This window comes from Ammoniphilus sp. CFH 90114 (assembly GCF_004123195.1).
In the GTDB taxonomy this organism is placed as follows: domain Bacteria; phylum Bacillota; class Bacilli; order Aneurinibacillales; family RAOX-1; genus YIM-78166.
In genome coordinates, this window is record NZ_SDLI01000002.1 from 495748 (window position 1) to 518460 (window position 22713).

Consider the following 22713-nt stretch of genomic DNA (forward strand, 5'->3'; position numbering starts at 1 on the left):
AAAAAAATTTACTCTAGGAGTGAGAGACATGATCCCAAAGAAGCAAATCGTTGATTTACCTGTATACCAGCCAGGGAAGCCCATAGATGAAGTGAAGAGGGAGCTTGGTCTAGAGCAGATTGTTAAGCTCGCTTCCAATGAAAATCCATTTGGCTGCTCACCGAAGGTGAAAGAGGCCATCGTTCCTGTGCTTGATCAATTGGCAATCTATCCTGATGGAGGAAGCATGGCGTTAAGAGAAGAGCTGGCAGCTTTCTTAGAGGTAGACGGTTCCCAATTGGTTTTTGGTAATGGTTCAGATGAATTAGTCATGCTGACTTCTAGAGCTTACCTGGAGCCTGGTGCCAATACTGTGATGGCCACACCGACATTCCCTGTGTATAAGACAACAGCAACTGTGGAGGGAGCGGAAGTCATCGAAGTGCCTCTTGTAGACGGAGTGCATGATTTGAAGGGCTTATTGGCCAACATTAACGAGCAGACACGTGTCGTATGGGTATGTAACCCGAACAATCCATCGGGCACTATGAATAGTGAAGAAGAGATTAAGACTTTCCTCGACCAGGTGCCGAAGTCCGTATTAGTGGTATTAGATGAAGCTTATTATGAATATGTCACCGATGCATCGTATCCTGAATCGCTGAAGCTGCTACCTCAATATTCGAATGTACTTATTCTTCGTACGTTTTCTAAGATTTATGGCTTAGCTGGACTGCGAATCGGTTACGGTGTAGCCTCTCCAGATATCGTGGACAAGTTGAACCGTGTCCGTGAACCATTCAATACTAGCAGCATTGCCCAGGTAGCTGCGATTGCCGCCATGAAAGACCAAGAGTTTGTGCAGTCCTGCCGTTCTTTGAACGATAGCGGACGTAAGCAGTTATATGCAGCATTTGATGAGATGGGACTTTCCTATTATCCTTCTCAAGGTAACTTTGTGTTGGTGGATACGAAGAAAGATGGCAACGATGTATTTCAAGCTTTACTTCAAAAAGGATATATTATTCGCTCCGGACGAGCTTTAGGCTTCCCGACTTGGATCCGCGTAACCGTAGGAAATGAAGAGCAGAATAGTGGATTCCTTGCTGCACTCCGTGAGGTGTTATAAGTGAAAAAAATAGCGGTATTGGGAGTGGGACTCATAGGTGGGTCCCTTGCCCTTTCTTTAAAAAATAAGAATATTGAAATTATTGGTTTTGATGTAGATGAGGAGAATTTGCAAAAGGCCCTTGAATTAGGCGTTATCCATAAGGGGACACAGTATCTGGCCGAAGCGGTTCAAGAAGCTGATGTTATTTTTCTTTGTTCACCGGTAGGTAAGCTGTTTGAGCTGATTTCTTTTCTTCGCTATACTCCGTTGAAGGAAGGAGCCATTATCACAGATACAGGGAGTACCAAGTCTTCCATTGTAGAATGGACGCGCGATTTCCAGCAAAGAAAGGTTCATTTCATCGGGGGGCATCCCATGGCAGGCTCTCATAAGTCCGGTGTGGAGGCTGCACATGACCGACTGTTTGAGAATGCTTATTATGTGCTTACTCCTGATGCATCCGTTCCAGAAGAGGCCGTCTCTGCTCTTAAGGAGTTGCTCGCAGCAACCAAAGCGAACATTGTTGTGCTAGATCCAGAGGAGCATGACAAAATCGTCGGAGCGATCAGCCACTTCCCTCATATTATTGCGGCTGCATTGGTAAATCAGGTGGAGCGATACAGCGAGGATACTCCGTGGTATAACCGACTAGCAGCTGGCGGATTTCGTGATATTACGAGAATCGCTTCAAGCAATCCGCACATGTGGCGAGATATCCTTCTTCATAATCGTAAGGTGATGCTGTCTCTTGCCGAGGATTGGAAAACAGTGCTCGATGAGATTATCGGTTACGTAAAGGAAAGCGATGGACAAGCCATTGAAGGTTTTTTCCGAGATGCGCGCGATTTCCGTAATCAAATGCCTGAACGGAAAAAGGGTGCGATTGCTCCTCTTTATGATCTTTATGTAGATGTTCCCGATCATCCAGGTGTAATTGGGAAGATCACCACCTTACTTGGCTTGAAACAAATTAGTATTACCAACATCCGAATTCTAGAAATTAGGGAAGATATTATGGGGGTCCTTCTCATTACCTTCCGTGATGAGGATGATCTGGAAAAAGCACGAGAAGTACTAATGCAGGAAGGCTATCGGGTGTATTCTCGAGAATAGGGGGGAAGAACGATGTTGACAACAAAGAGGGCGAAACGGGTTGCAGGTGAGATTAAGGTCCCTGGGGATAAATCCATTTCGCATCGAGCCGTCATGTTTAGTTCTATGGCAAAAGGGACGGCACGGATTTATGGCTTCTTGCCTGGAGCTGATTGCTTGAGTACCATCAGCTGTTTTCAAAAGATGGGCGTCTCTATTGAGCAGAATGGCGATCAAGTTATCGTAGAAAGCGCCGGTTTAGATGGGCTGAACGAGCCTCACGAAATTCTGGATGTAGGAAATTCGGGAACCACGATTCGCCTGATGTCTGGGATTCTGGCAGGGCGCTCATTCCATTCGACTCTCATTGGGGATGAATCGATTGCTCGACGGCCGATGAAGAGGGTCGTTGAACCGTTAAAAAAGATGGGGGCTCGGATTGACGGACGGGCTGATGGGAACTTCACCCCTCTAGCGATTCGAGGAGGCCAGCTTAGCGGGATGGAGTATCATTCACCAGTAGCGAGCGCCCAAGTGAAGTCTGCCATTATTCTGGCTGGATTACAGGCGGAAGGCCTAACAACGGTTTATGAGCCGCATTTGTCACGAGATCATACCGAGCGCATGCTATCTTCCTTTGGGGTGGAGTTGAATTCCTTTGATGGAGGTGTCTCTATCCAAGGTGGACAGGTGATGCGACAGCAGGAGGAGATTCATGTTCCCGGAGATATTTCCTCTGCGGCTTTTGTTTTAGCTGCAGCGGCTATTGTTCCAGGGAGTCAATTGACTGTACGAGGGGTCGGGGTTAATCCAACGCGTACAGGTATTATTGATGTCTTGCTTGAAATGGGTGCAGACCTAAAGGTAGAGAACGAGAGGATCCAAAATGGAGAGCCTGTAGCTGATCTTACGATTTCCTATGCACATCTGAAGGGAATGGAGATCGGTGGGGCCATTATTCCACGATTAATTGACGAGATTCCCATCATTGCCGTGATGGCTTCTCAAGCGCGAGGAACAACGATTATTCGCGATGCAGAAGAATTAAAGGTCAAGGAGACGAACCGGATCGATGTGATGGTGCAGGAGCTTCGAAAGATGGGGGCTCAAGTGGAACCTACTGAAGATGGCATGATTATTCAAGGTGGGGCAAATTTGACTGGTGCACGTTGTCACAGCCATGGCGACCATCGGATCGGGATGTCGATGGCGATTGCAGGTTTAGTGGCCGAAGGTGAAACCTTCATAGAAGAAGCCGAAGCGATCAACGTATCGTTCCCCGGATTCGAGCAGATCTTGAAGGAGATTGTGGTAGACAGCTAATTGTCTTGTGTGGGGTGTCCCGAACTCTAGGGACACCTTTTTATGATAGGGCAATAACGGAACTTTTTTCCGCTAATTCTCATTTGACGGGGAAAAAGGATGGAATAAGGGAATGAAGTTCCTTTATCTTAAGATGTAAGCGTTAACATTTATTTGGTGAGGGGAGTAGCGGAACTTTTTCCTGCTATTTTCCCCAAAAACCTTCGTTCTTCTGGGATAACGGAAATTTTTCCCGTTATACTGAAGGCGCTGAATCTAAAGTCTACATGACAGAGACGTGTTTGAGATAAATGTCCTCAAAAATACCCTCTATGGGGTATTTTTGCTATAAGGCAAAGTCACTAAAACCTTCGTTCCCTTACCAAGTTCACTTTCTACGAGAATGGTTCCCCCATGCTTTTCTATAATCCACTTCGCGATAGATAAGCCTAATCCAGTACCAGGCCTATTGCGCACATTTCCCCCACGGTAGAATCGATCGAACACCCGGTGAACTTCTTCCTCAGGAATACCGCTTCCCGTGTCGATTACTTCGATGATGACTCCTTGATTCTTAAGGGAACAACGAAGTTCAACCTTTCCACTAGAAGTATATTTAAAGGCATTTTCTAAAAGAATGAGGGAGATTTGTTTAAGGAAGTCTAGATTTCCTTTAATTTTTATCTGTTTTAGTTCTTCAGGAGTTTCCTCATGGTGAAATAAGACATCTGGTTTTGCTAACCCTTTTCCTTTGTGGATCCAGTCCTCCAGCCATTCCGTGAGTTTAATGTCTTCCATTTGGATATGATATCCGGCATCAGCTCGGGCGAGGGCAAGAAGATCATGGACCATCCTCGAGACTCTCTCGAGCTCATCTACGATGTCCTCCATAGCCTCTTCAGATAGTACTCCTTTTTCCTTATATAGCTTCCGTAAAAAATCCATATTGCCTCGTATGGTGGTCAGGGGTGTCCTCAGCTCATGACTGGCATCGGCCACAAATCGCCGCTGTGCTTCGTAAGACTCCTCTAGCTCACGATACATCTGTTCAATCTTTTCCATCATAGAATTAATTTGTGTAGAGAGCTGCCCTATCTCATCCGGAGGTCCAGGGTAATTAATCCGTCTTTCAAGCTTTCCTTCTCTTTCAATTTCGGCTGTCGTCTCGATGATCCGGTGGATAGGCAAGAGGGCTTGCCTCGCTAAGATCCAGCCCAATAAGGCTGACAGGGTTACGGTTGTTAAGGCGCCAATAGCAAGTAGCCATCTTAGATTAGAAAGGGAACGATGAAAGCCATAGAGAGACTCTGCAACCTGGAGAACACCTATAAATTGTTTTCCTGAGACTAAAGGCAAGTGATAGAGCCGAATCTGGGTTCCCTGCACATTTTTTGTTTCAAAAAATGGGGTGCCACGAACGATATGGTTAAGTGCTTCTGTGCTGATAGGGAGTGAATATTCCCCTAACGATTCAGAACGGGAGATGACTCTTCCCTGCATATCTACAATTTGCAAGAATAGCTCTGGTGACGAGAACACATTGATATCAGGTAGAACCAAACGACGGAGCGGCAAAGGGAATACATCGACAATTTCAATGGATTGATGAACCTCCTGAGCGCGTTCTCGAAGGTGAAAATCGATCTGATTCATTTCTCTATGGGTAAAAAATAGATAGATATAAGTACAAAACAAGGTAATGACGAGGAGGAAAACTCCACTGTACCAAAGAGAGAGCTTGAGGCGTATAGGCATGCATTAGTCCTCCCGTAGGATATATCCACTTCCTCTGACCGTATGAATGAGGCGTGGGTGGCCGTGCTTCTCTAACTTTGACCGTAAGGAGGCGATATAAACCTCGATTACATTGGATTCGCCTTCATAATCGAACCCCCAAACATGTTGAAGCAGCTGTTCTTTGGCCAATACGATATGGGGGTGCAGCATGAAGTGTTCGAGGAGTTCGAACTCTTTTCCGCGCAAATCAATCTTTTGATCTCCCCGTTTGCATTCCCTGCTGCTCAGATTTAGCTCAATATTAGCAAAGTGTAAGTGGTCCGCCTTTTCTCTGGGAGGTTGATGTCTTCTTAGTTGAGCTCGTATTCTAGCAAGAAGCTCGTCAAGAGCAAACGGCTTCACGACGTAGTCATCTGCACCAGAGTCCAATCCTTTTACACGTTGCTCCACCTCGTCTTTGGCCGTGAGCATGATGATAGGTATAGAGCTGTTTACCCGAATCTCTTGACAGACTGCCCAACCGTCTAACCCCGGGAGCATGATATCAAGAATAACTAAGTCAAAAGGTTTCTCAAGGAGTAGAAGAAGTGCATCTTCTCCAGAATGGACAACCGTAACCTCATAGCCTTCATAGTCTAAGGCGCGTTTGAGCATAACGCCGATTTTTTGATCATCATCGACGACAAGGATTCGATTTTTTTGCATGAAAGTTACCTGCCTTCAAATAGGGTTAAGAGAAAAATAACCGGAGTTTTCCGGCTATTTTTCCATTGTTGCATCAGGTTAAATAGGCGGACTTTTTCCGGTTATATTGCTTAGAAAACAGCCATGTATTTTATTTTAAGGGAATAGGAGGAAAATGTCCTGCCTATCAGTTATTATTATAATTTTTTTCTCCAATCATAATGTTCAAGCTTTTAAACTCCCCGTTTCTCATGAGGAGCATGGTATGTTTAGAGCCAGCTTTCGTATCGGCTATGGCTTTAACAAACTGATCACTACTCTTGATTTTTTGCTTATCAAGCTCGACGATGATATCCCCTTGCTGTAAACCAGCCTTCTCCGCAGGGCTGCCTGCGGCAACGTAACCCACGACTACGCCTTCTTTCATATCAATTTCAAAGTATTTCGCAAGCTCAGGAGTTAAATCTTGGATGGAGACACCAAGCCATGGTCGAGATACTTTTCCTTTATGAATGAGATCCTCTAGGACCTCTTGAACAGTATTGATTGGTATAGCGAACCCAATTCCTTGTGCTTCCGCATTGATGGCCGTATTGATGCCCACGACCTCCCCTTTAAGGTTGAGTAGTGGACCACCGCTATTTCCTGGATTAATGGACGCATCGGTTTGCAGTAGGTCTTTAAATCTGGCTTGACCGATGTTTAGAGGCCTTTGCTTGGCGCTGATCACGCCGACAGTAACGGTATGATCAAGTCCGTAAGGGTTACCAATGGCTACGGTCCAGTCGCCCACGCGGATGTTTTCGGAGTCGCCCATTTTCAATACAGGCAGGTTTTTATCCGCCTCGATTTTTAAAACAGCTAAGTCTAGTTCTGGGTCTTGCCCTATGATCTTGGCATCATATTTTTTGTCAGCCCCTATGATATTTACCTTTATTTGCCCGGCCCCTTCCACGACATGATGGTTGGTCAGAATATATCCGTCCTGACTAATAATAAACCCAGATCCAAGGCCTTCACGCTTCTGCTCCGTTTGCGGCATGGGATAATCACCACCAAAGAATTGACGGAAGAATAAGTCCCTCTCACTTAAAGTAGATCTCCGAGTCGTCTCGGTTTCAATTTTTACGACCGCAGGCCCTACTTCTTCAACCATCTTGGCGATGATATTGCTACTGCTGGATTCAAGCAATGAGGCTTGTTGGATAGAGCCGATAGGAGTAGACACTGACTGTGTTGGAATGTTTTCTGTTTTATCTTGGAAGTATGAGGCATTCTCGACACCTAGCCAGAAGCTCCCTGTTAACAATGTGCCGGCGATAAAGGACAGAAATCCTGTTTTCCATATCTTACTTGTCATCATTCAAACCCTCCTTCTATCTACTATTTTTATTTAACCCCCTTAACCTTAAACGAACCTGAAAAAAAGATGACATTTTCCGCCCCTTTTATGCAGGCTTGTCATCTTTTTGCGATTTCTTACATATCTTTTATCAATGCATTGACAGGTGGACAAAGGGGGAAGGGGAAAACTTGAATCGATATCTTGGTTATCTATTTTTTAGCACAGGACTATTATCTACTATGGTTCTGGTCAAGCTTTGGGTCATTCCCTTTACCTTATGGCATCTCTTTCCGCAAAACGACCTCGTTTCCAGATTATATGAGGTATTAATTATGGGCTTTGGAGGAGTTACGTTTCTCCTTTTCATTGTATTAGGTTATTTGGGCAAGCATGCGTTTCATATAAATTTATCGAAGCACTTGTTTCTTCATTTTGTTATTCAGTTCCCTTTTGCCATGCATGCGATCCTGCAAGAAGTTACAGATGCCAGACCATTAATTGGAGTCGCTCGTGTTTTTGCGGAGGGCTGGTGCGGATTGATTGCAGAACCGACAAGACTTCTATTTATGGTTTATCCGTGGACAGATATCTTTGCTATCTTTGCTAGCTTTGTATTCCTAAGCATAGGACGGACCATTGATATTGTTGATGAAGATAAGGATTGGATCGGGCAGAGAAAAAGAATAAAGGTGGGTCGGGTATGAAAACGTTAATTCAAAATGCAACGATTATTTATCCGGGGGTAACCAAAAAGGAAGATATTCTAATTGATCAAGGGATAATCAAGGAAATCCGACCCTCCATCCGAATGAAAGGTGATGCGTTTTTTATCGATGGTTCTTCTTTGTATGTGCTTCCAGGGTTTATTTCTGGGGATGAGAGGGGGACAACCCAAGGGATCACAACACGGGTCAAGAGCATAAGAATAAGGGAAGAGCAAATGAGTGATAAAAATGTCGATCCTTTAAATGATGAAGAAGAGCTTTTTGATTACGTGTATCATGTATCTTTGCCTCGATTGACGAAACAAGCGATAGAATTTTTAGATAAGAAGAGAGTAAAAGTGATACGGGTAGAGGATGAAGATAGAAATAGTGGGTGGCAAAAAATAGAGTGGCAGGACTTTGAGCAGCGTATCCTTAGATCGGGGTTGGTGGCAGACGTCGATGAGAAGGATTACAACAGTATGTCTAAATTATCTATACCTATCATGCTTCCTTACAGTAGGTGGAGCTACCCAACTCGTTCTAGGACGATCATTAGAGTAACAGACCTGGAAAAAGAGGGAGGATGGCAAAGGAAATGGAATAGGATGGATCCTGTCGTTATGCGATCTTATTGGCTTGATCAATCGGATATGATTCTGCCTAAGTTAGAGAAAGACCAAGAAGTAGAACGATACCTAATCAGGTTATCTTATGTGAGATCAAGACTACCCGCAAAGCTTTTTGGGATTTTTCCTATGAAAGGGTCCATACGTGTTGGAGCAGATGCTGATCTTCTTCTTGTTGGAAAAGAAAGTCTAAGATCTAACGCAGGTGCGAGCTTTCAGTGTAAAACCATGTTAAAGGGGAGATTCGTTGACACTGTAAATAACGATGGAAAGTTTTTATATGCTCATCAAACCTATGCTTTTGCCTACTAAGAAGTAAGTGTCACCCTTGTCTTCCGATCATGCACTCTTCTAGGGAGTCATGAATTGGAAGATTTATTTTTTTGTTTTCTTGCAGGAAAATGACAGAGTTTGACGAATTGAGAAAGCATGAGAGTAAACTGGACACTCTGGAATCCTTTTTTAGGTTGGGATGAAACTTTTTTGATATGAATATCGTCATAATCAAGTAGAGATAACAATGAAGTTCAGTTTGCCTGGGGGGTAAGGGGAGAATGATGACTGATTCTCAATTGATCCGTGAAATAAAGGATGGTCAAGTAGAATATTATTCCGAAATTATTCAGCGCTATGAGAAGAGATTATTAGCGTTTATTGTACATATGTTAAACAACACGCATTTGGACCATATGGCTGAGGATCTATGTCAGGAAACTTTTTATAAAGCCTTTCGTAATCTGCAGTCCTTCCGTGATGTGGAGGCTTCCTTTTCCACATGGCTATATACCATTGCAAGGAACACCGTTCTTAGTGAACTAAGAAAAAGCAGGAATTCCGAAGTATATATTGAGGATAGTAAAGTTGATCCAAGAACTTCTATGGATCGTCTACCGGAATATGAGCTCTTACGTACAGAGAGGGAACGGCTTGTTCGCCTTGCGATTGATAATTTGCCGGAGAAGCAACGCTATGCTCTCATACTTAGAGAGTATGAAGATAAGGATTATAAAGAGATAGCAGATATCTTAGATTCCACGGTTAGCTCGGTTAAGTCCCTTCTATTCAGGGCTCGAACTAGTATTAAGACTCAACTTGAATCTTATTTTACAGAATCACAATGGGAGGAAACCAAGGGGATGACCAAGACATGAGATGTTCGGATGCATTCCACTTCATGGCAGGCTACGTAGATCAGACTTTACCAGAACATTCAATGAAAGCCATGAAGCAACATCTTGGTCAATGCCAGGATTGCCAGATGGAGTATATCATCTGGAAGGAAAGCAGTGAGTTATTCCAGATGGAGTTTTCTACCCTTCCAGTACTAGAGGGGGCCCCTTCCATGTCGGAAGGGGTCATGGCACGATTGGCACGGGAAGATAAGTGGAAATTCCCCATAACTGCTCATGTATTTGCGATTTCTCCTGCTATGAAGAGGTGGTTAACGACATTGTCCATCCTTTTCCTGCTTGTTTTTGGGGTCCTCATGTATGGTACACTTAATATAGAACATGTGGCTAAGGTTGAGCCCGGACAGGTAGAGTGGAAGGAACTGTCGTCAGCCCATATGGTAATAGCTATTGACCAGCTAGTAGCGAGTTCAGAGGAGAAGAGCTCAGATATGAGATATCGACTGATGGCAAGTATAGGAGATCCACTTCAATTGGACCATAGCTCCTATACTCCACCGAATATAGGTTTAGTGGCTGGATTTTTAGGGATAATGGTTACCGTGGTAACTATGAGTTGGTTGTCGAGAGCATAATGATGGACAAGCCGTTCTTAAGAGTACAGAACGGCTTTATCTATTGAGAGGTGGTAACATGAGCGGTCAGATTTATGATCAAATTGATGAAGCAGTGGAAAAAATCCGGTCAGGACAAGTTGCACAAGGGCTCGCTATTTTACAGATGCTGATGAGTGAAGCCGATGGGCAACCAGACTTTCAATTATTGCTGGCGGATGTATTTTATGATCTAGGACATGTGGATACGGCACTTGCTCTCTTGAATGAGGCAGAAGTGTATTTTGATGAATTAACCACGGATATGCAAATTGAGGCTCGTACGTTAAAGGCTGAAATTATGATTGACCTAGGTGATTTAGATGAAGCGATGAGTGAGCTTCTCATCTGTGTAGATCTAGAGCCAGATTACACGAGGGCCTCCATCCTATTGGCTGATATTTATCTTATGCAGAACCTACCTGAAGTAGCATGCCGTCACTTAGAGAATATTGTAGAGGTCGAGTCGGATCAAGATGACGTCCGATATATATTAAGCGATCTTTATATTCAGATGGGTGAATTTGAAAAAGCGCAAGACCATCTTGATCAGCTGCGAGGAACAGAATTAGAGCAGCAGGCCAAGATGAATCAAGCAAGGCTATGGAGCCAAATGGGTAGATTTGAAGAAGCCTATGACCTGTTTCTCCAATGCTGGAGAGAAGAGAATGGGACTGAGGCTCTATTTGGTTTAACTGTTACGGCACTGCAGCTAGAGCGGATAGAGGAGGCTGTAGGATACGCAAAAGAACTATTGAAAATAGACAGCTCTCACATTGGCGCTTATCAGGTATTAGCAGAGGCTTATCATAAGACAGGTCAACTTACAGAGGCCGAACAGGCCTTGCATTCGGCTCTAGAGCATGGCGATCAGGATGAGTCCATCCTCTTGAAGCTCGTAGAGGTTACATACGATAAAGGGGAACTTGAAGAGGCAAAGAAGTATGTCGAGCAATTATTAAACGTTAACGATGAGAACGAGAGAGCTCTAGAGTGGAATAAGAGGTTACAAGGCTTTATTAATTAAGAGGTGGTCCTCATAGCTTACGCTATGGGGCCGCCTTTTTTCTTTCGAATAATTTCATCTAGAATAGGGTATAACCATCCATTGGATCGGTTAATAATGGAAACAAGGAGGAAGGGAGGGAAATACGTTGATGAGATTGGCAGAAATGTTGAGTTATGCAGATATCGATCAGTTGCATCAGTTGGCTAATACCTATTCGTGTGATTGCAATATCCATTCGAAAAATGAACTTATACAGTCCTTACTGGGCTCGATAAAAAGAGAAGCAAACATAAAGGAGCAACTTGAGAGCTTAAAAAAAGAAGAATTTCATTTCTTAATGTATATTGTTTTTGATTCTAGGTCGACATTCACATTAGAAGACCTCCGAGCAAAAGCTAAGTTTTCCTATATGGAGAACTTAGATCGGGATACGTACCGAAAGCTCGTTTCAGTAGCCTTAAAGAAAGGATGGATCTTCCGAGGGGTCTCTCGTAATGCCGTTTCAGCTTTTCAGGTCCCTGAGGATATGAGAAAAGCCTGGGCTAACACCATCCTGAAGATGGAATGGGGGGAACAGCCTAATTACTCGGATCCGCCCTTTTATCGTGATGAAGGGATTGCCATTATAGAAGATCTCCATCAATTCCTTCAGTATGTTAGTCGACATCAACCCCAGTTAACATCAGACGGAGTAATCTATAAACGCAATCAACAGCAATTGATGGAACTGATGTCTGTCCAAGAAGAGCTTATTGAAAAAGGTGGATGGAGATTTGGTTATGGACGTCATTTTCGGGACTATCCTGATCGCTTTTCCCTTATTTACGACTTCTGTTACTACAGAGGTTATATTCGTGAAGAGCCGGGTAATGCATTATGGACTACCCCAGAAGCTGAAGAAGCGTTTCAGTTGCCGCCGGAAATTCTTGCGATGGAAATGTATAAGTTCTGGCTTAGATTGTATAAGCGTCCAATCAGCGGATTACCGATGTTTATCCGCTTAATTGGAAGGGCAGCGGAAAGGTGGATGGAGGAGGAAGCTCTCATTCGGGTATTAGTTCCAAGAATTCGTCCTTACTATTATGATAATGAGGACAGCATTGCTAGGAATCGCATCCTAAAGATGATGGTTCATCTTGGTTTACTGCGCAAAGGAATACATAATGAAAATACATGGGTGCTTCAAACTACAAGACTAGGGAAGACCCTGCTAGAATCTGTCGAAGGATATACGATGAAAGATATCATATTAGATAGGAAAGATGAAGGATAACTAAAAGCAATCTAGAAGAATAGAGTAAAGTAAAGATCGTGCGAGATACCCCTACAACTATAATAATCGGAATATTGTGAAAATGGCAAGGAGGTCTAACTTGTGGGTGAAGCCGTGACCGTATCAGCAAAGAAGGAGTTTATTCGGTGGTTCTTAAGTAAGTTTCAACTAAAGAAAAAAGAGGGAAGTTGGTTGTTTAACTATATGTTATCAGATGAACGTCTTCTAGAAAGAGTTCACTTCACGGATGATCTCCGGAATCGGGATAAAACCATGATTATTTCGACTGTCTGTTCTCAGGCGACTCCCTTTCAATTTCAAAAATCTACGAAGATTTACTATGATGTGGAACGGGCATTCCATGACATTCGATTAAACCCTGAAGAAGATGTGTTTATTTCTCTATATTTCAAAGATCGTCTCTTATGTCCACAATATTTAGCCGTATTGGAGGGAAGGCCAATGGAAAGCCCACGTATAACCCAAGATGATGTTATGAGTTTGATGGCAGAGATCGTGATGGATAAAGCGATACGTAAGCAGAGGTTAAAGGTATTGTATGATGAGATTGATCGCTCTCTAGCAGAAGGAAACCAAAGTCGATTCCTTGAGTTGACCGGGGAATGGAATGAACTTAGAAAGATGGACTTTGAATTGGAGAGTTGACAAGGCACTTGTGGTTCGAGAAAATACACGTTAGGGGCAAAAGACTCGGGATTCCCGAGTTTTTTGTATTTGAACAGGGGAAGGTGACTTGAAGGTGAGATGGACGCTTGAGGATATGAAGACGTACGAAGGGGCTAAGGAATATATTGATACGGCACTAATACCGGTTTACCTTCTTGCTCCCGATGCGCTAGGGGTAGCAAAGGTGAAGGAACAAAGGTGGCTTGAAGAAATCTGTGTCTATGCTGAGAGACAGCTAACGGGACGGATCGTATTGTTTCCTACCCTCTATCTGGTAAACGAACAAACGAGAATCCCTATTTTTGAATCGGAACAATTTCAAAACATCCAATGGATTACGACACAAAGTGAATTGCACGAAAGTTTAACGGCGTCCAACTATTCATCTTACTTATTAGAAAGAAATGAAAATGAGGACGATTTAAGCATTATGGTGAAGGAAGGAAAAAGGTTGACTCAACAAATAATGAATCAATGGAAAAAGTAGGGGGAATTTGTATTATCCATGGGTTGGAAGGACAAACTATCTATGGAAATTAACCGTTCTTGATCAATCTGTTTCTACCTTGTGTCAAGAAAAGTCATAAAATGTTCACAAAAACTTTTTAAACTGGCCGAGTTTATAGGTTGATGCACAAGATATTCTTGACACTATTCGTTTTCTTTCGCTATGATTGGAATGTCCTAGTTTCAGTGTGTATTATTCTGCAGTCCGTACGGACTTTTTCAATTATAAGGATAGGAGGTCAGAGAGAAATGAGTAAGAAAGACATTTCCAGGCGGACATTTTTGAACTACATGCTCATGGGTACTGGCGGTTTTCTTGCCGCAGGGATGATTACGCCTATGGCTCGCTTTGCTTTAGATCCTGCCTTGAAGGCAGATGCTGCTGGTGGAGACATGGTACCTGTAACGACAGTAGATAAGCTAACCAATGAGCCGCAACGTTTTGACTTTAAAGTCAAAGTGACAGATGGTTGGTATAAGACGGAGATCCCATTGTCCGCTTGGGTGTACACAGAGGGAGACAATATTATTGCCTTGTCACCGATCTGTAAGCACTTGGGCTGTACCGTTCAGTGGAACACCGAAGCGAGCCATGAGAACCACTTCTTTTGCCCGTGCCATTTCGGTTTCTACCAGAAGAACGGAAAGAACGTTCCGAATACTCCTCCATTAGCACCACTGGATAAGTATGCGTATGAAGTGAAAGAAGGAAAATTATATCTTGGTAAACCAGAACCAAATCCTGTATAAGGGGGGGCGTAAATTAGATGATTAAGCAAATCTACGACTGGGTCGATGAACGCCTCAATATTACGCCAATGTGGCGCGATATCGCCGATCACGAGGTGCCTGAGCACGTTAACCCAGCACATCATTTTTCTGCATTTGTTTATTGCTTTGGTGGATTGACGTTCTTCATTACCGTCATCCAGATTCTATCCGGTATGTTTTTAACGATGTACTATGTTCCGGACGTTATTAACGCCTATGAGTCAGTTAAGTATCTACAGAACGAAGTAGCCTTTGGTGTTATCATTCGCGGTATGCATCACTGGGGAGCAAGTCTCGTTATCGTTATGATGTTCCTACATACTCTTCGTGTATTCTTTACAGGGTCTTATAAGCATCCTCGCGAATTAAACTGGGTTGTCGGAATGTTAATCTTCTTTGTAATGTTAGGCCTTGGATTCACAGGGTATCTTCTTCCTTGGGATAACACAGCCTACTTTGCGACAAAGGTAGGGGTAGAGATTGCAGCTACTGTACCTTTCATCGGAACATTTATTAAGCATCTATTGACTGGTGGAGAAATCCTTGGTGCTCAAACTCTTGCTCGCTTCTTTGCGATTCATGTATTCTTCTTGCCAGGTGCGTTGTTAGGGCTTCTAGGGGCACACTTTATCATTATTCGTAGACAAGGTATTTCTGGGCCTCTATAAATTCAAACTATTAGAAGAGTATATTTTAATCGCTTAAGAGGGGGGTATAAGGAGAATGGCAAAGCAAGATAAAACGATTGAATACGTTGGCGATTCACGGGTTCCTGCCAAGCGCACACCTAATGTCTCGCCTTCCTATTCGGAATTTCCAGGTAAAAACGAGCCGTTCTGGCCTAACTTTCTACTAAAAGAATGGATGGTAGCAGCGGTAGCATTAGTTGCTTACCTCATTTTGACTGTGAGTCATCCGTCTCCATTGACGGATAAAGCGGATCCTACGAACACGGATTTCACACCGCTTCCTGACTGGTATTTCTTGTTCCTTTTCCAGTTGTTGAAATTTCCTTGGGCATCCGGGGACTGGGTATTAATTGGTATTTTGGTTATTCCTGGACTTATGTTCGGAGGATTGCTACTAGCTCCGTTCCTTGATCGTGGACCTGAGCGTCGTTGGACGAAGAGACCGGTTTCTTCCGGTTTAATGTTCATTGGTATCATCTCCATTGTGTACTTAACTTGGGCTGCGATGGATGAGCATCATAGACTTCATCCACCGAAAGAAGAATCAGCAGGACACGAAACTCCTGCAGATCCTAAGCCATCAGCAAGCACAGAGGATCCAGGTGCTGCTGTTTGGGCGAAGCAAATGAATTGCCAAGGCTGTCACGGTGTTGATATGTCTGGTGGAGCAGGACCTGCGCTAACGGCTGTTGGTGGACATCTTTCTGCAGATGAGATCAAGGAAGTCATCGTGAACGGGCGTGGAACAATGCCTGGTAAACTGTTCTCAGGATCAGACCAAGAGTTAGACCAACTCGTTGAATATCTAGCTGGCTTGAAGTAATAGGTGAGAAACTGACTGTTTATACAGTCAGTTTTTTTCATGCGTATATTTTGATATAATTATGGCTTTCCTAGTAAGAATGGGAAAAAACCCGCTGCATGGGAGGAAAGGTATGGTAACTCTTTACCATTGGTTAATGGGCTCTCTAAGAAAGTCTTGGTTTTTATGGAGTCTCATTATTACTAATTTTTTTGGTTCGATATACGGATTTTACTGGTATAAAGATCAACTTGCGCAAACTCATCCTGAGTGGCTAAGAATTTTTGTGCCAGATAGTCCGACGGGAAGTGCACTGTTTACGCTCTTTTTGATTACTCTCTTAATTGGTCGAAGCGTTCCTACATTAGAAGCATTTGCGGCAGTGACAAACTTCAAGTATGGGGTTTGGGCGGTAGCCGTGATTTTAGCAGGATGGGCAATGGGAGGTACTAAGCATTGGACGGATTTTATGTTGATGTTTTCTCACGCCGGAATGGCTATTGAGAGTCTCTTATATGCCAAACACTATACCATTCGCTTCAGGCATATTCTTATGGTAGGGATATGGACGACTTGGAATGATTGGATGGATTATATGTTAGATATTCATCCTTATCTCCCTTCCGTCTTGAATGAGTATGATCGTTTCGTGGGTTGGCTGACCTTCGCTCTAAGCTTATTTTCTCTCTCTCTTATATATATTTTGGTAAAGAAGAACAGAAAAGTGGTCTAATCTTGTCCTGCTTCCCATATGATGAGGGTAGATGTCGGAACAGGGAGGTTAGCGTTGAAAAAGAAACTCTATCTGTTGTTGATAACCATCCTCCTGATGGTTTGGTGCCTGCCGGCACTGACTTTAGGTGAACAAGAGGAAACACATAAAGATTTACTCCAGACTTTAGATCGGCTCTCACAAGAAGTACTAAGTCATACGGAGCAAGGCCAAATCGCAGAGGCTAAAGCTAAATTAGATGAACTTGCACAAGGTTTTACTCAGATTGGCTTTCATAAGAAGATAAGCATAGAGGCTTTGGAATTAGCATCCAATTCATTAGTTCAAGGAAAGCAGGTTTATGCAGCTGTTTCCCCCGATAAGAAAGAGGCGTTATGGCACGCCACTCAGATTCGGCTTTTAATCGATGCTTTAACTCACCCTAACCAACCAATCTGGAAAGGGTACCATATGACCTACCTAGAGCAGGTTAGCAAAATGATTCATCATTCCGAGCGCAAACAAGTAAATGACTTAAGTAATGCCCTGCAAGAGAATTTAAAGCTTTATATGATTTTGAAGCCCTCCTTTGCTGTTAACCATTCCCCATCCACTATGCAAATGTTGGATTCGCTATATAATTTTTTACAACAGCAATCTCGATTGGATGAGGTCAATTGGCTTGCTGTACAAAGTGCACTAGAACAATTGAGGGAAGTCACAGGCAATGTGTTCCTGGGTAAGGAAGAGTTTACTTTTGCCTGGTATATTAGCAGCAACTCTCCTATCGCTATGATTACACTAATGGGATTGATTCTATTAAGTTCCTTATCGTATGTAGGATGGAGGATGTATATGGGTCAAAGAGTGAGGAGTATATAAAGTGCCTTCGGGCGCTTTTTTTTGTTTAACCATGTATTGGAATTAATTTTCAAAAAAAATTCATAGTTTTGTGATACATTTTTCGTGTATTTATCTTAAAATAAAAAGAAATGCTTACATATCAAAATAGAGGATGATGTCGCAGATGATTCAAGCTAAAAAAGAAATTTTATTAGAGAGTGGAACGAACGAATTAGAAGTGCTCGAGCTTGGCATCGGCGCACATAAGGAGCAGTGCCTGGGAATCAATGTGGCTAAGGTAAGAGAAATTACGGCACCGGGGAAGGTGAGCAAACTCCCCCGTTCTCACCCTCATATATCTGGACTCATTCTTATGCGTAATGAGATCCTCCCCGTGATCAACCTTCCACGAGTACTTGGATTGGAAGAAGAATTGGAGTGGAACGAAGGAAGTTTCGTCGTTACGGAATTTAATGAATTGAAGGTGGTTTTCCACGTGGGCTGGGTAAGCCAAATTCATAGAATATCGTGGGAACAGATAGAAAAGCCTTCAGATATGCTTCAATCAGGGGGATCAATTGTTGGCGTTATCAAGCTGGAAGATAAAATGATTATGCTCCTAGACTTTGAGAAGATTGTGGTAGATATTAACCCAGCTACAGGGATTAATGTAAAAAGGCTAGATAAAGTTGCCACTCGTCACGAAAGAGGGACAAAACGAATCCTTATTGCTGAAGATTCGGCTATCCTTAGAAAGCTGCTAGAAGAAACACTCTCAACAGCGGGTTACACTCAGCATCATATTTTCCATGATGGAAAACAAGCGTGGGATTATCTGCTTGATACGTATGATCAGCAAAAGGAGAATACCCTTGAGCAAGTGCATCTTATGATTACCGATATTGAGATGCCACAGATGGATGGTTTGCATCTGACCAAAAAAATTAAGGAACACGAGTTTTTACATCGTATTCCTGTGGTCATCTTCTCATCTCTTATTTCGGAATCTCTGAAACATAAGGGAGATGCCGTTGGGGCGAATGCTCAAATTACGAAACCTCAAATTGATACTCTTGTAGAGACATTGGATACTATAATATTTGGTTAAAGAGGGAGGCGTAGGCCTCCTTTCTTTTTGTTTGTTAGAGAGATGCCTATGCTTCCTTCAATGGTCTTTTCTGTTCGTCATGTGTAAAGCCCTCACCCAATACTTCGTGTACGTCGTTTACAATGACAAAGGCATACGGATCAATTTCGTGGACGAGATGTTTTACGCGGATCATCTCCTGTCGACTTACTACACAGTAAAGGACATCCTTTTGGATTCCAGTCCACCCGCCCTTCCCATTCAGTAAGGTGGCACCTCTCTCCATTTCAGTCATAATTTTTTTTGCAATCTGTTCATTTTCATCCGAAATAATCGTGACTGCCTTGGCTGAATAGGATCCTTCTTGGACAAAATCGATGACTCTGGCCCCAATAAATACCGCAACAAGGGTGTACATCGCTCCTGTTAAATCAAGATAGAGCAAGGAAATGCCAATGACAAGGAAATCTGCCGCAAACATGGTTCTGCCGATACTCCAGCCCTTGTATTTATTCAGCAAGCGGGCAATAATATCGACTCCCCCCGTGGTTCCTCCGTAACGGAATACGATACCTAATCCCACTCCAACAGAAACCCCCGCATAGAGTGCGGCAAGTAAGGAATCTTCCAGCGGTAAGCGAAATTGCCCAAAGATGGTAAGGAAGAAGGACAAGGACAACGTCCCGATAATCGTGTAGATAAGAGCGATTCGACCCAGTACTTTCCAGCCGACGAGTAAGAGAGGAATGTTGATTAGTAAATTGACTAATCCAGGGTCCCAGTTAAACATAAACTTCAATAGGATGGTGATCCCTGTGACTCCTCCTTCAGCGAGATTATTTGCGATGTTAAAATAGTTGATTCCAAAACCCATGATTCCGGAGCCGATAAGGATCATGATAATATTCTTAATTCTATCCTTCATAGCAACCCACCTAATAAAAGAATGACGATCAAAGCACAGTTTCTATATTACCTAGTATGGACTGTAATTGTCTAGGAAATAGGTGAGAAAAAAGGTTCGTGTTATAATTAGGATATGGATAGGAAAAGAAATATAGGAAGGGTTGGGAACCTATGTCAAAAGAGATGACGATTAAAGAAATGCAAGCAGAAGTGGATGCATATATTTCACAATTTAAAGAGGGATATTTCAGCCCCTTAGCTCTCATGGCCCGTTTAACAGAGGAAGCAGGAGAATTGGCTCGGGAAGTTAATCACTATTACGGGGAAAAGCCGAAGCGAGCGGATGAGGAAGAAAACTCCATTGATATGGAATTAGCGGATTGTCTTTTCATTCTGACTTGTTTCGCTAACTCCTTAAACATTGATTTGGAAGAAGCGTTTCATAAGATGATGCATAAGTTTAATACGCGAGACGCCAACAGGTGGACGAGAAAAGAGTAGATTCTCATTTCCAACAGATAGGTAATCCTGTATAATTTGGTAACAAGATAGGCCACACGGACTTGATAGGCTGTACATATACTGTAGCATGATTTAACCTTCGTAAAAAAAGGAACGTGATGCTATGAATGCCGGAAAGGAGTTTATCAAGGAAGCCTATCGTGCCATATTTCAAAAGGACTATCATAAGGCCATTGAGCTATTTAAGAAAGCGATAAGCCGTGATGCCAATAATGCAACCTATTATTATAAATTGTCAATCACTTATGCCAGAAATAATAATTTAGTTGATGCCATGGAATCGATTCAGCAAGCGATAAGGATATGCCCCGACAACCCCTTATACCGTAACCACAAGGTATTCTTAGAGGGGAGGAAGTTAGCGAAGGAAGCCTTGCTAAAAGTAGAAAGAGGAGAAGAAGTCTCATCTGTTCTGCCTTTGCTAGAAAAGTCCATTGAACTCGATCCCATTAATACACAGTCAAGATTGCTGTATGCCTTGGTATTGAAGAAGGAAGGCATGGTTGAGGACGCAATAGATGCACTTAAGGAGCTTATTACGCTAGATCCTTGGCATCGGGATGCTAAAGAGTTGCTGAAGTCTTGCCTTGTTGAAGAAGATTAAACATTAAAGGAGATATAGATATGTCAATTCGCGTCGTTGTAACAGGATCAAAAGGTAGAATGGGCCAGGAGGCTGTTAAAATGGTAATGGCTGATCCGGAATTGGAATTGGTGGCTGAGGTAGGTTCACCTAGATCAGGGGGAGAGGGAGCCAGTTTTTCGGGTGTACCTTTCCTCACTTCTTTGGAAGAGGCATTACTAGCTTATAAACCTGATGTGCTCGTTGACCTGACGACCCCCCATGTGGTAAAAAGCCATATGGAGCTTGCCATTTTGCATGGAGTACGCCCTGTGGTAGGGACTACAGGGCTCTCTACGGAGGATATTGAAGAGTTAGACAAGCTTTGTCGTGAGAAGGGGGTAGGGGCGATCATCGCTCCCAATTTTGCGATTGGTGCGATCCTTATGATGAAGTTTGCCAGAGAGGCGGCACGATATATGCCGCATGTTGAAATTATTGAGTTGCATCACGATAAGAAACTAGATGCTCCATCGGGAACAGCGGTGAAGACAGCCGAACTTATACAGCAAACTCGACAGGAACTAAAGCAAGGTCATCCAGATGAAGAGGAGATCATCGACGGTGCAAGAGGCGGCTATTACCATGGGTTCCGCATACATAGCGTCCGTCTTCCTGGCCTCGTTGCGCATCAAGAAGTACTGTTTGGTCATGTGGGTCAGACGCTTAGCATCCGTCATGATTCTATGAATCGCGAATCCTTTATGCCTGGAATTAACCTAGGGATTAAGAAGGTCTTAAAATTGGACAGGTTAGTCTATGGTTTAGAGAATGTAATGGATTAAGCATTTGGAGGAGGAGCTACCATGAAGATTGCCTTGATTGCCCACGACAAGAAAAAAAATGAACTGGTAAACTTTATGATTGCCTATGAGCATATCTTTTCTGAGCATTCTTTGTATTCTACGGGGACGACAGGCTTAAGAATCATGGAGAATACGGAATTGAAAGTTCAACGCTTGGCCTCAGGCCCCTTAGGGGGAGACCAACAAATTGGCGCACTTATCACAACTGGAGATCTGGATCTGATTATCTTTTTCAGGGATCCTCTAACCGCACAACCTCATGAGCCAGATGTCAGTGCTTTGCTTCGCTTATGTGATGTATACGGAATTCCTTTAGCTACGAATGTGGCGACAGCTGAGCTATTGGTGAGAGCTGTAGAGCATGGCTTTTTTAGCTGGAGAGAAGTTGTAGATAAGTATAAGGGAGAGTAAAGAAATATGTTTGTAGACATTTTGGCTATTGGTGCCCATGCTGACGATATCGAAATCGGTGCGGGAGGGACGCTTTACAAGCATGCTTCTATAGGTCAGTCGATTGTGTTATGTGACTTAACTCTAGCAGAGCTGTCATCTAATGGGGATGTGGAGACGAGAATTCAAGAGGCGGAAGAGGCAAGAATGAGAATGGGAGCTAAGGAAAGGCTGAATCTTCATATTCCTGACCGAGGGATTGAGATTAACCCGACTCAGATCAAACAACTTGTTGAAGTCATTAGAAAAGTAAAGCCCACCACCATTCTTGCTCCCTATAGCGAGGATCGTCATCCGGACCATGAGTGGTGCTCTCGATTAGTAAGAGAGGCCGTATTTAGTGCCGGAATACGGAAATTTGCCCCTGAAGCGGGCGAGGCTTTCAAAGTGGCGAAAGTCTACCATTACTTTATTAACGATTTTGTCGACCCTGATTTATGTGTAGATGTATCGGATGTTTATGAGCAAAAGTTACATATTTTAGAAGCGTATAAAAGCCAGTTCATGCCATCGAGTGGGGGAGTTGAAACTCCATTAACCACCGGATATTTCGAGCAGATACGCAGCAGAGAATACTTGTTCGGCAGAAAAATTGGAAAGGGCTTCGCTGAGGGTTTTACCTCTGCTAAGCCCCTATCCTTAGACTATTTGTGTTGAGAGG

At 43.2% G+C, this 22713-nt stretch carries 26 protein-coding genes; 22 read left to right on the forward strand and 4 right to left on the reverse strand.

Annotation, left to right across the window (positions count from 1 at the left end):
* Positions 1 to 28: 28 nt before the first annotated feature.
* The 3 genes from hisC to aroA are packed head-to-tail and all read left to right on the forward strand — an operon-like array spanning position 29 to position 3505.
* Positions 29 to 1108, forward strand: a complete 1080-nt coding sequence (hisC, locus tag EIZ39_RS07225) for a histidinol-phosphate transaminase (protein ID WP_129198914.1) — start codon at positions 29 to 31, stop codon at positions 1106 to 1108.
* The gene (locus EIZ39_RS07230) at positions 1109 to 2203 is read left to right on the forward strand and encodes a prephenate dehydrogenase (protein ID WP_129198916.1); all 1095 of its coding nucleotides are present in this window, start codon (positions 1109 to 1111) and stop codon (positions 2201 to 2203) included. It begins immediately after the preceding gene.
* 12 nt (positions 2204 to 2215) lie between these two features.
* Positions 2216 to 3505: a 3-phosphoshikimate 1-carboxyvinyltransferase gene (aroA, locus tag EIZ39_RS07235; protein ID WP_129198918.1), complete on the forward strand. Its 1290-nt coding sequence runs from the start codon at positions 2216 to 2218 to the stop codon at positions 3503 to 3505.
* Positions 3506 to 3814: 309 nt separating this feature from the next.
* Here aroA and EIZ39_RS07240 read toward each other — a convergent pair whose 3' ends face one another.
* From EIZ39_RS07240 to EIZ39_RS07250, 3 genes are all read right to left on the reverse strand, one after another.
* The gene (locus EIZ39_RS07240) at positions 3815 to 5239 is read right to left on the reverse strand and encodes a sensor histidine kinase (RefSeq protein ID WP_129198920.1); all 1425 of its coding nucleotides are present in this window, start codon (positions 5237 to 5239) and stop codon (positions 3815 to 3817) included.
* A gap of 3 nt (positions 5240 to 5242) precedes the next feature.
* Positions 5243 to 5926 carry a response regulator transcription factor gene (locus tag EIZ39_RS07245; protein ID WP_129198922.1) on the reverse strand — a complete coding sequence of 228 codons (684 nt, stop codon included), beginning with the start codon at positions 5924 to 5926 and terminating at the stop codon, positions 5243 to 5245.
* A gap of 166 nt (positions 5927 to 6092) precedes the next feature.
* Positions 6093 to 7268, reverse strand: coding sequence for a Do family serine endopeptidase (locus tag EIZ39_RS07250; RefSeq protein WP_240675724.1), 1176 nt, complete (start codon positions 7266 to 7268; stop codon positions 6093 to 6095).
* A 170-nt stretch (positions 7269 to 7438) separates the two neighbouring features.
* Between EIZ39_RS07250 and EIZ39_RS07255 the strand changes: the two genes are divergently transcribed.
* The 14 genes from EIZ39_RS07255 to EIZ39_RS07320 all read left to right on the forward strand — a co-directional run bounded on the left by EIZ39_RS07255 (position 7439) and on the right by EIZ39_RS07320 (position 18767).
* Positions 7439 to 7954, forward strand: a complete 516-nt coding sequence (locus EIZ39_RS07255) for a hypothetical protein (RefSeq protein WP_129198924.1) — start codon at positions 7439 to 7441, stop codon at positions 7952 to 7954.
* On the forward strand, positions 7951 to 8895 hold the full coding sequence (locus tag EIZ39_RS07260; RefSeq protein ID WP_129198926.1) for a hypothetical protein: 945 nt from the start codon (positions 7951 to 7953) through the stop codon (positions 8893 to 8895). The genes EIZ39_RS07255 and EIZ39_RS07260 overlap by 4 nt, the downstream gene beginning before the upstream one ends.
* 245 nt (positions 8896 to 9140) lie before the next feature.
* A complete protein-coding gene (locus EIZ39_RS07265) occupies positions 9141 to 9734 on the forward strand; it encodes an RNA polymerase sigma factor (RefSeq protein ID WP_129199175.1) in 594 nt (197 codons plus the stop codon).
* The gene (locus tag EIZ39_RS07270) at positions 9731 to 10348 is read left to right on the forward strand and encodes an anti-sigma factor family protein (protein WP_129198928.1); all 618 of its coding nucleotides are present in this window, start codon (positions 9731 to 9733) and stop codon (positions 10346 to 10348) included. Before EIZ39_RS07265 ends, EIZ39_RS07270 begins: the two co-directional genes overlap by 4 nt.
* A 58-nt stretch (positions 10349 to 10406) precedes the next feature.
* Entirely contained in the window at positions 10407 to 11393 is a 987-nt protein-coding gene (locus tag EIZ39_RS07275) for a tetratricopeptide repeat protein (protein WP_129198930.1), read from the forward strand.
* Between the two features lie 127 nt (positions 11394 to 11520).
* Positions 11521 to 12648, forward strand: a complete 1128-nt coding sequence (locus EIZ39_RS07280; protein WP_129198932.1) for a hypothetical protein — start codon at positions 11521 to 11523, stop codon at positions 12646 to 12648.
* A gap of 102 nt (positions 12649 to 12750) precedes the next feature.
* Positions 12751 to 13314: a YpiB family protein gene (locus EIZ39_RS07285; RefSeq protein ID WP_129198934.1), complete on the forward strand. Its 564-nt coding sequence runs from the start codon at positions 12751 to 12753 to the stop codon at positions 13312 to 13314.
* A gap of 94 nt (positions 13315 to 13408) precedes the next feature.
* Positions 13409 to 13822 carry a DUF2487 family protein gene (locus tag EIZ39_RS07290; RefSeq protein WP_240675740.1) on the forward strand — a complete coding sequence of 138 codons (414 nt, stop codon included), beginning with the start codon at positions 13409 to 13411 and terminating at the stop codon, positions 13820 to 13822.
* Positions 13823 to 14091: 269 nt separating this feature from the next.
* Entirely contained in the window at positions 14092 to 14592 is a 501-nt protein-coding gene (locus tag EIZ39_RS07295) for a QcrA and Rieske domain-containing protein (RefSeq protein ID WP_129198938.1), read from the forward strand.
* A 17-nt stretch (positions 14593 to 14609) separates the two neighbouring features.
* On the forward strand, positions 14610 to 15281 hold the full coding sequence (gene qcrB, locus EIZ39_RS07300) for a menaquinol-cytochrome c reductase cytochrome b subunit (protein WP_129198939.1): 672 nt from the start codon (positions 14610 to 14612) through the stop codon (positions 15279 to 15281).
* A gap of 55 nt (positions 15282 to 15336) precedes the next feature.
* Positions 15337 to 16125 carry a menaquinol-cytochrome c reductase cytochrome b/c subunit gene (locus EIZ39_RS07305; RefSeq protein ID WP_129198941.1) on the forward strand — a complete coding sequence of 263 codons (789 nt, stop codon included), beginning with the start codon at positions 15337 to 15339 and terminating at the stop codon, positions 16123 to 16125.
* A 112-nt stretch (positions 16126 to 16237) separates the two neighbouring features.
* A complete protein-coding gene (locus EIZ39_RS07310; RefSeq protein ID WP_129198943.1) occupies positions 16238 to 16837 on the forward strand; it encodes a DUF1405 domain-containing protein in 600 nt (199 codons plus the stop codon).
* Positions 16838 to 16891: 54 nt separating this feature from the next.
* Entirely contained in the window at positions 16892 to 17698 is an 807-nt protein-coding gene (locus EIZ39_RS07315) for a sporulation protein YpjB (protein ID WP_164984950.1), read from the forward strand.
* A gap of 145 nt (positions 17699 to 17843) precedes the next feature.
* Positions 17844 to 18767: a chemotaxis protein CheV gene (locus EIZ39_RS07320; RefSeq protein ID WP_240675725.1), complete on the forward strand. Its 924-nt coding sequence runs from the start codon at positions 17844 to 17846 to the stop codon at positions 18765 to 18767.
* A 46-nt stretch (positions 18768 to 18813) separates the two neighbouring features.
* Here EIZ39_RS07320 and EIZ39_RS07325 read toward each other — a convergent pair whose 3' ends face one another.
* A complete protein-coding gene (locus EIZ39_RS07325; RefSeq protein ID WP_129198947.1) occupies positions 18814 to 19671 on the reverse strand; it encodes a YitT family protein in 858 nt (285 codons plus the stop codon).
* A gap of 152 nt (positions 19672 to 19823) precedes the next feature.
* Here EIZ39_RS07325 and EIZ39_RS07330 point away from each other — a divergent pair, with 152 nt between their 5' ends.
* From EIZ39_RS07330 to bshB1, 5 genes are all read left to right on the forward strand, one after another.
* On the forward strand, positions 19824 to 20153 hold the full coding sequence (locus tag EIZ39_RS07330) for a nucleotide pyrophosphohydrolase (protein WP_129198949.1): 330 nt from the start codon (positions 19824 to 19826) through the stop codon (positions 20151 to 20153).
* Between the two features lie 124 nt (positions 20154 to 20277).
* A complete protein-coding gene (locus EIZ39_RS07335) occupies positions 20278 to 20778 on the forward strand; it encodes a tetratricopeptide repeat protein (RefSeq protein WP_129198951.1) in 501 nt (166 codons plus the stop codon).
* A gap of 14 nt (positions 20779 to 20792) precedes the next feature.
* Positions 20793 to 21581 carry a 4-hydroxy-tetrahydrodipicolinate reductase gene (gene dapB, locus EIZ39_RS07340; RefSeq protein ID WP_129198953.1) on the forward strand — a complete coding sequence of 263 codons (789 nt, stop codon included), beginning with the start codon at positions 20793 to 20795 and terminating at the stop codon, positions 21579 to 21581.
* A gap of 21 nt (positions 21582 to 21602) precedes the next feature.
* The gene (gene mgsA / locus EIZ39_RS07345; protein WP_129198956.1) at positions 21603 to 22013 is read left to right on the forward strand and encodes a methylglyoxal synthase; all 411 of its coding nucleotides are present in this window, start codon (positions 21603 to 21605) and stop codon (positions 22011 to 22013) included.
* Positions 22014 to 22019: 6 nt separating this feature from the next.
* Positions 22020 to 22709, forward strand: a complete 690-nt coding sequence (bshB1, locus tag EIZ39_RS07350) for a bacillithiol biosynthesis deacetylase BshB1 (RefSeq protein WP_129198958.1) — start codon at positions 22020 to 22022, stop codon at positions 22707 to 22709.
* Positions 22710 to 22713: the final 4 nt, after the last annotated feature.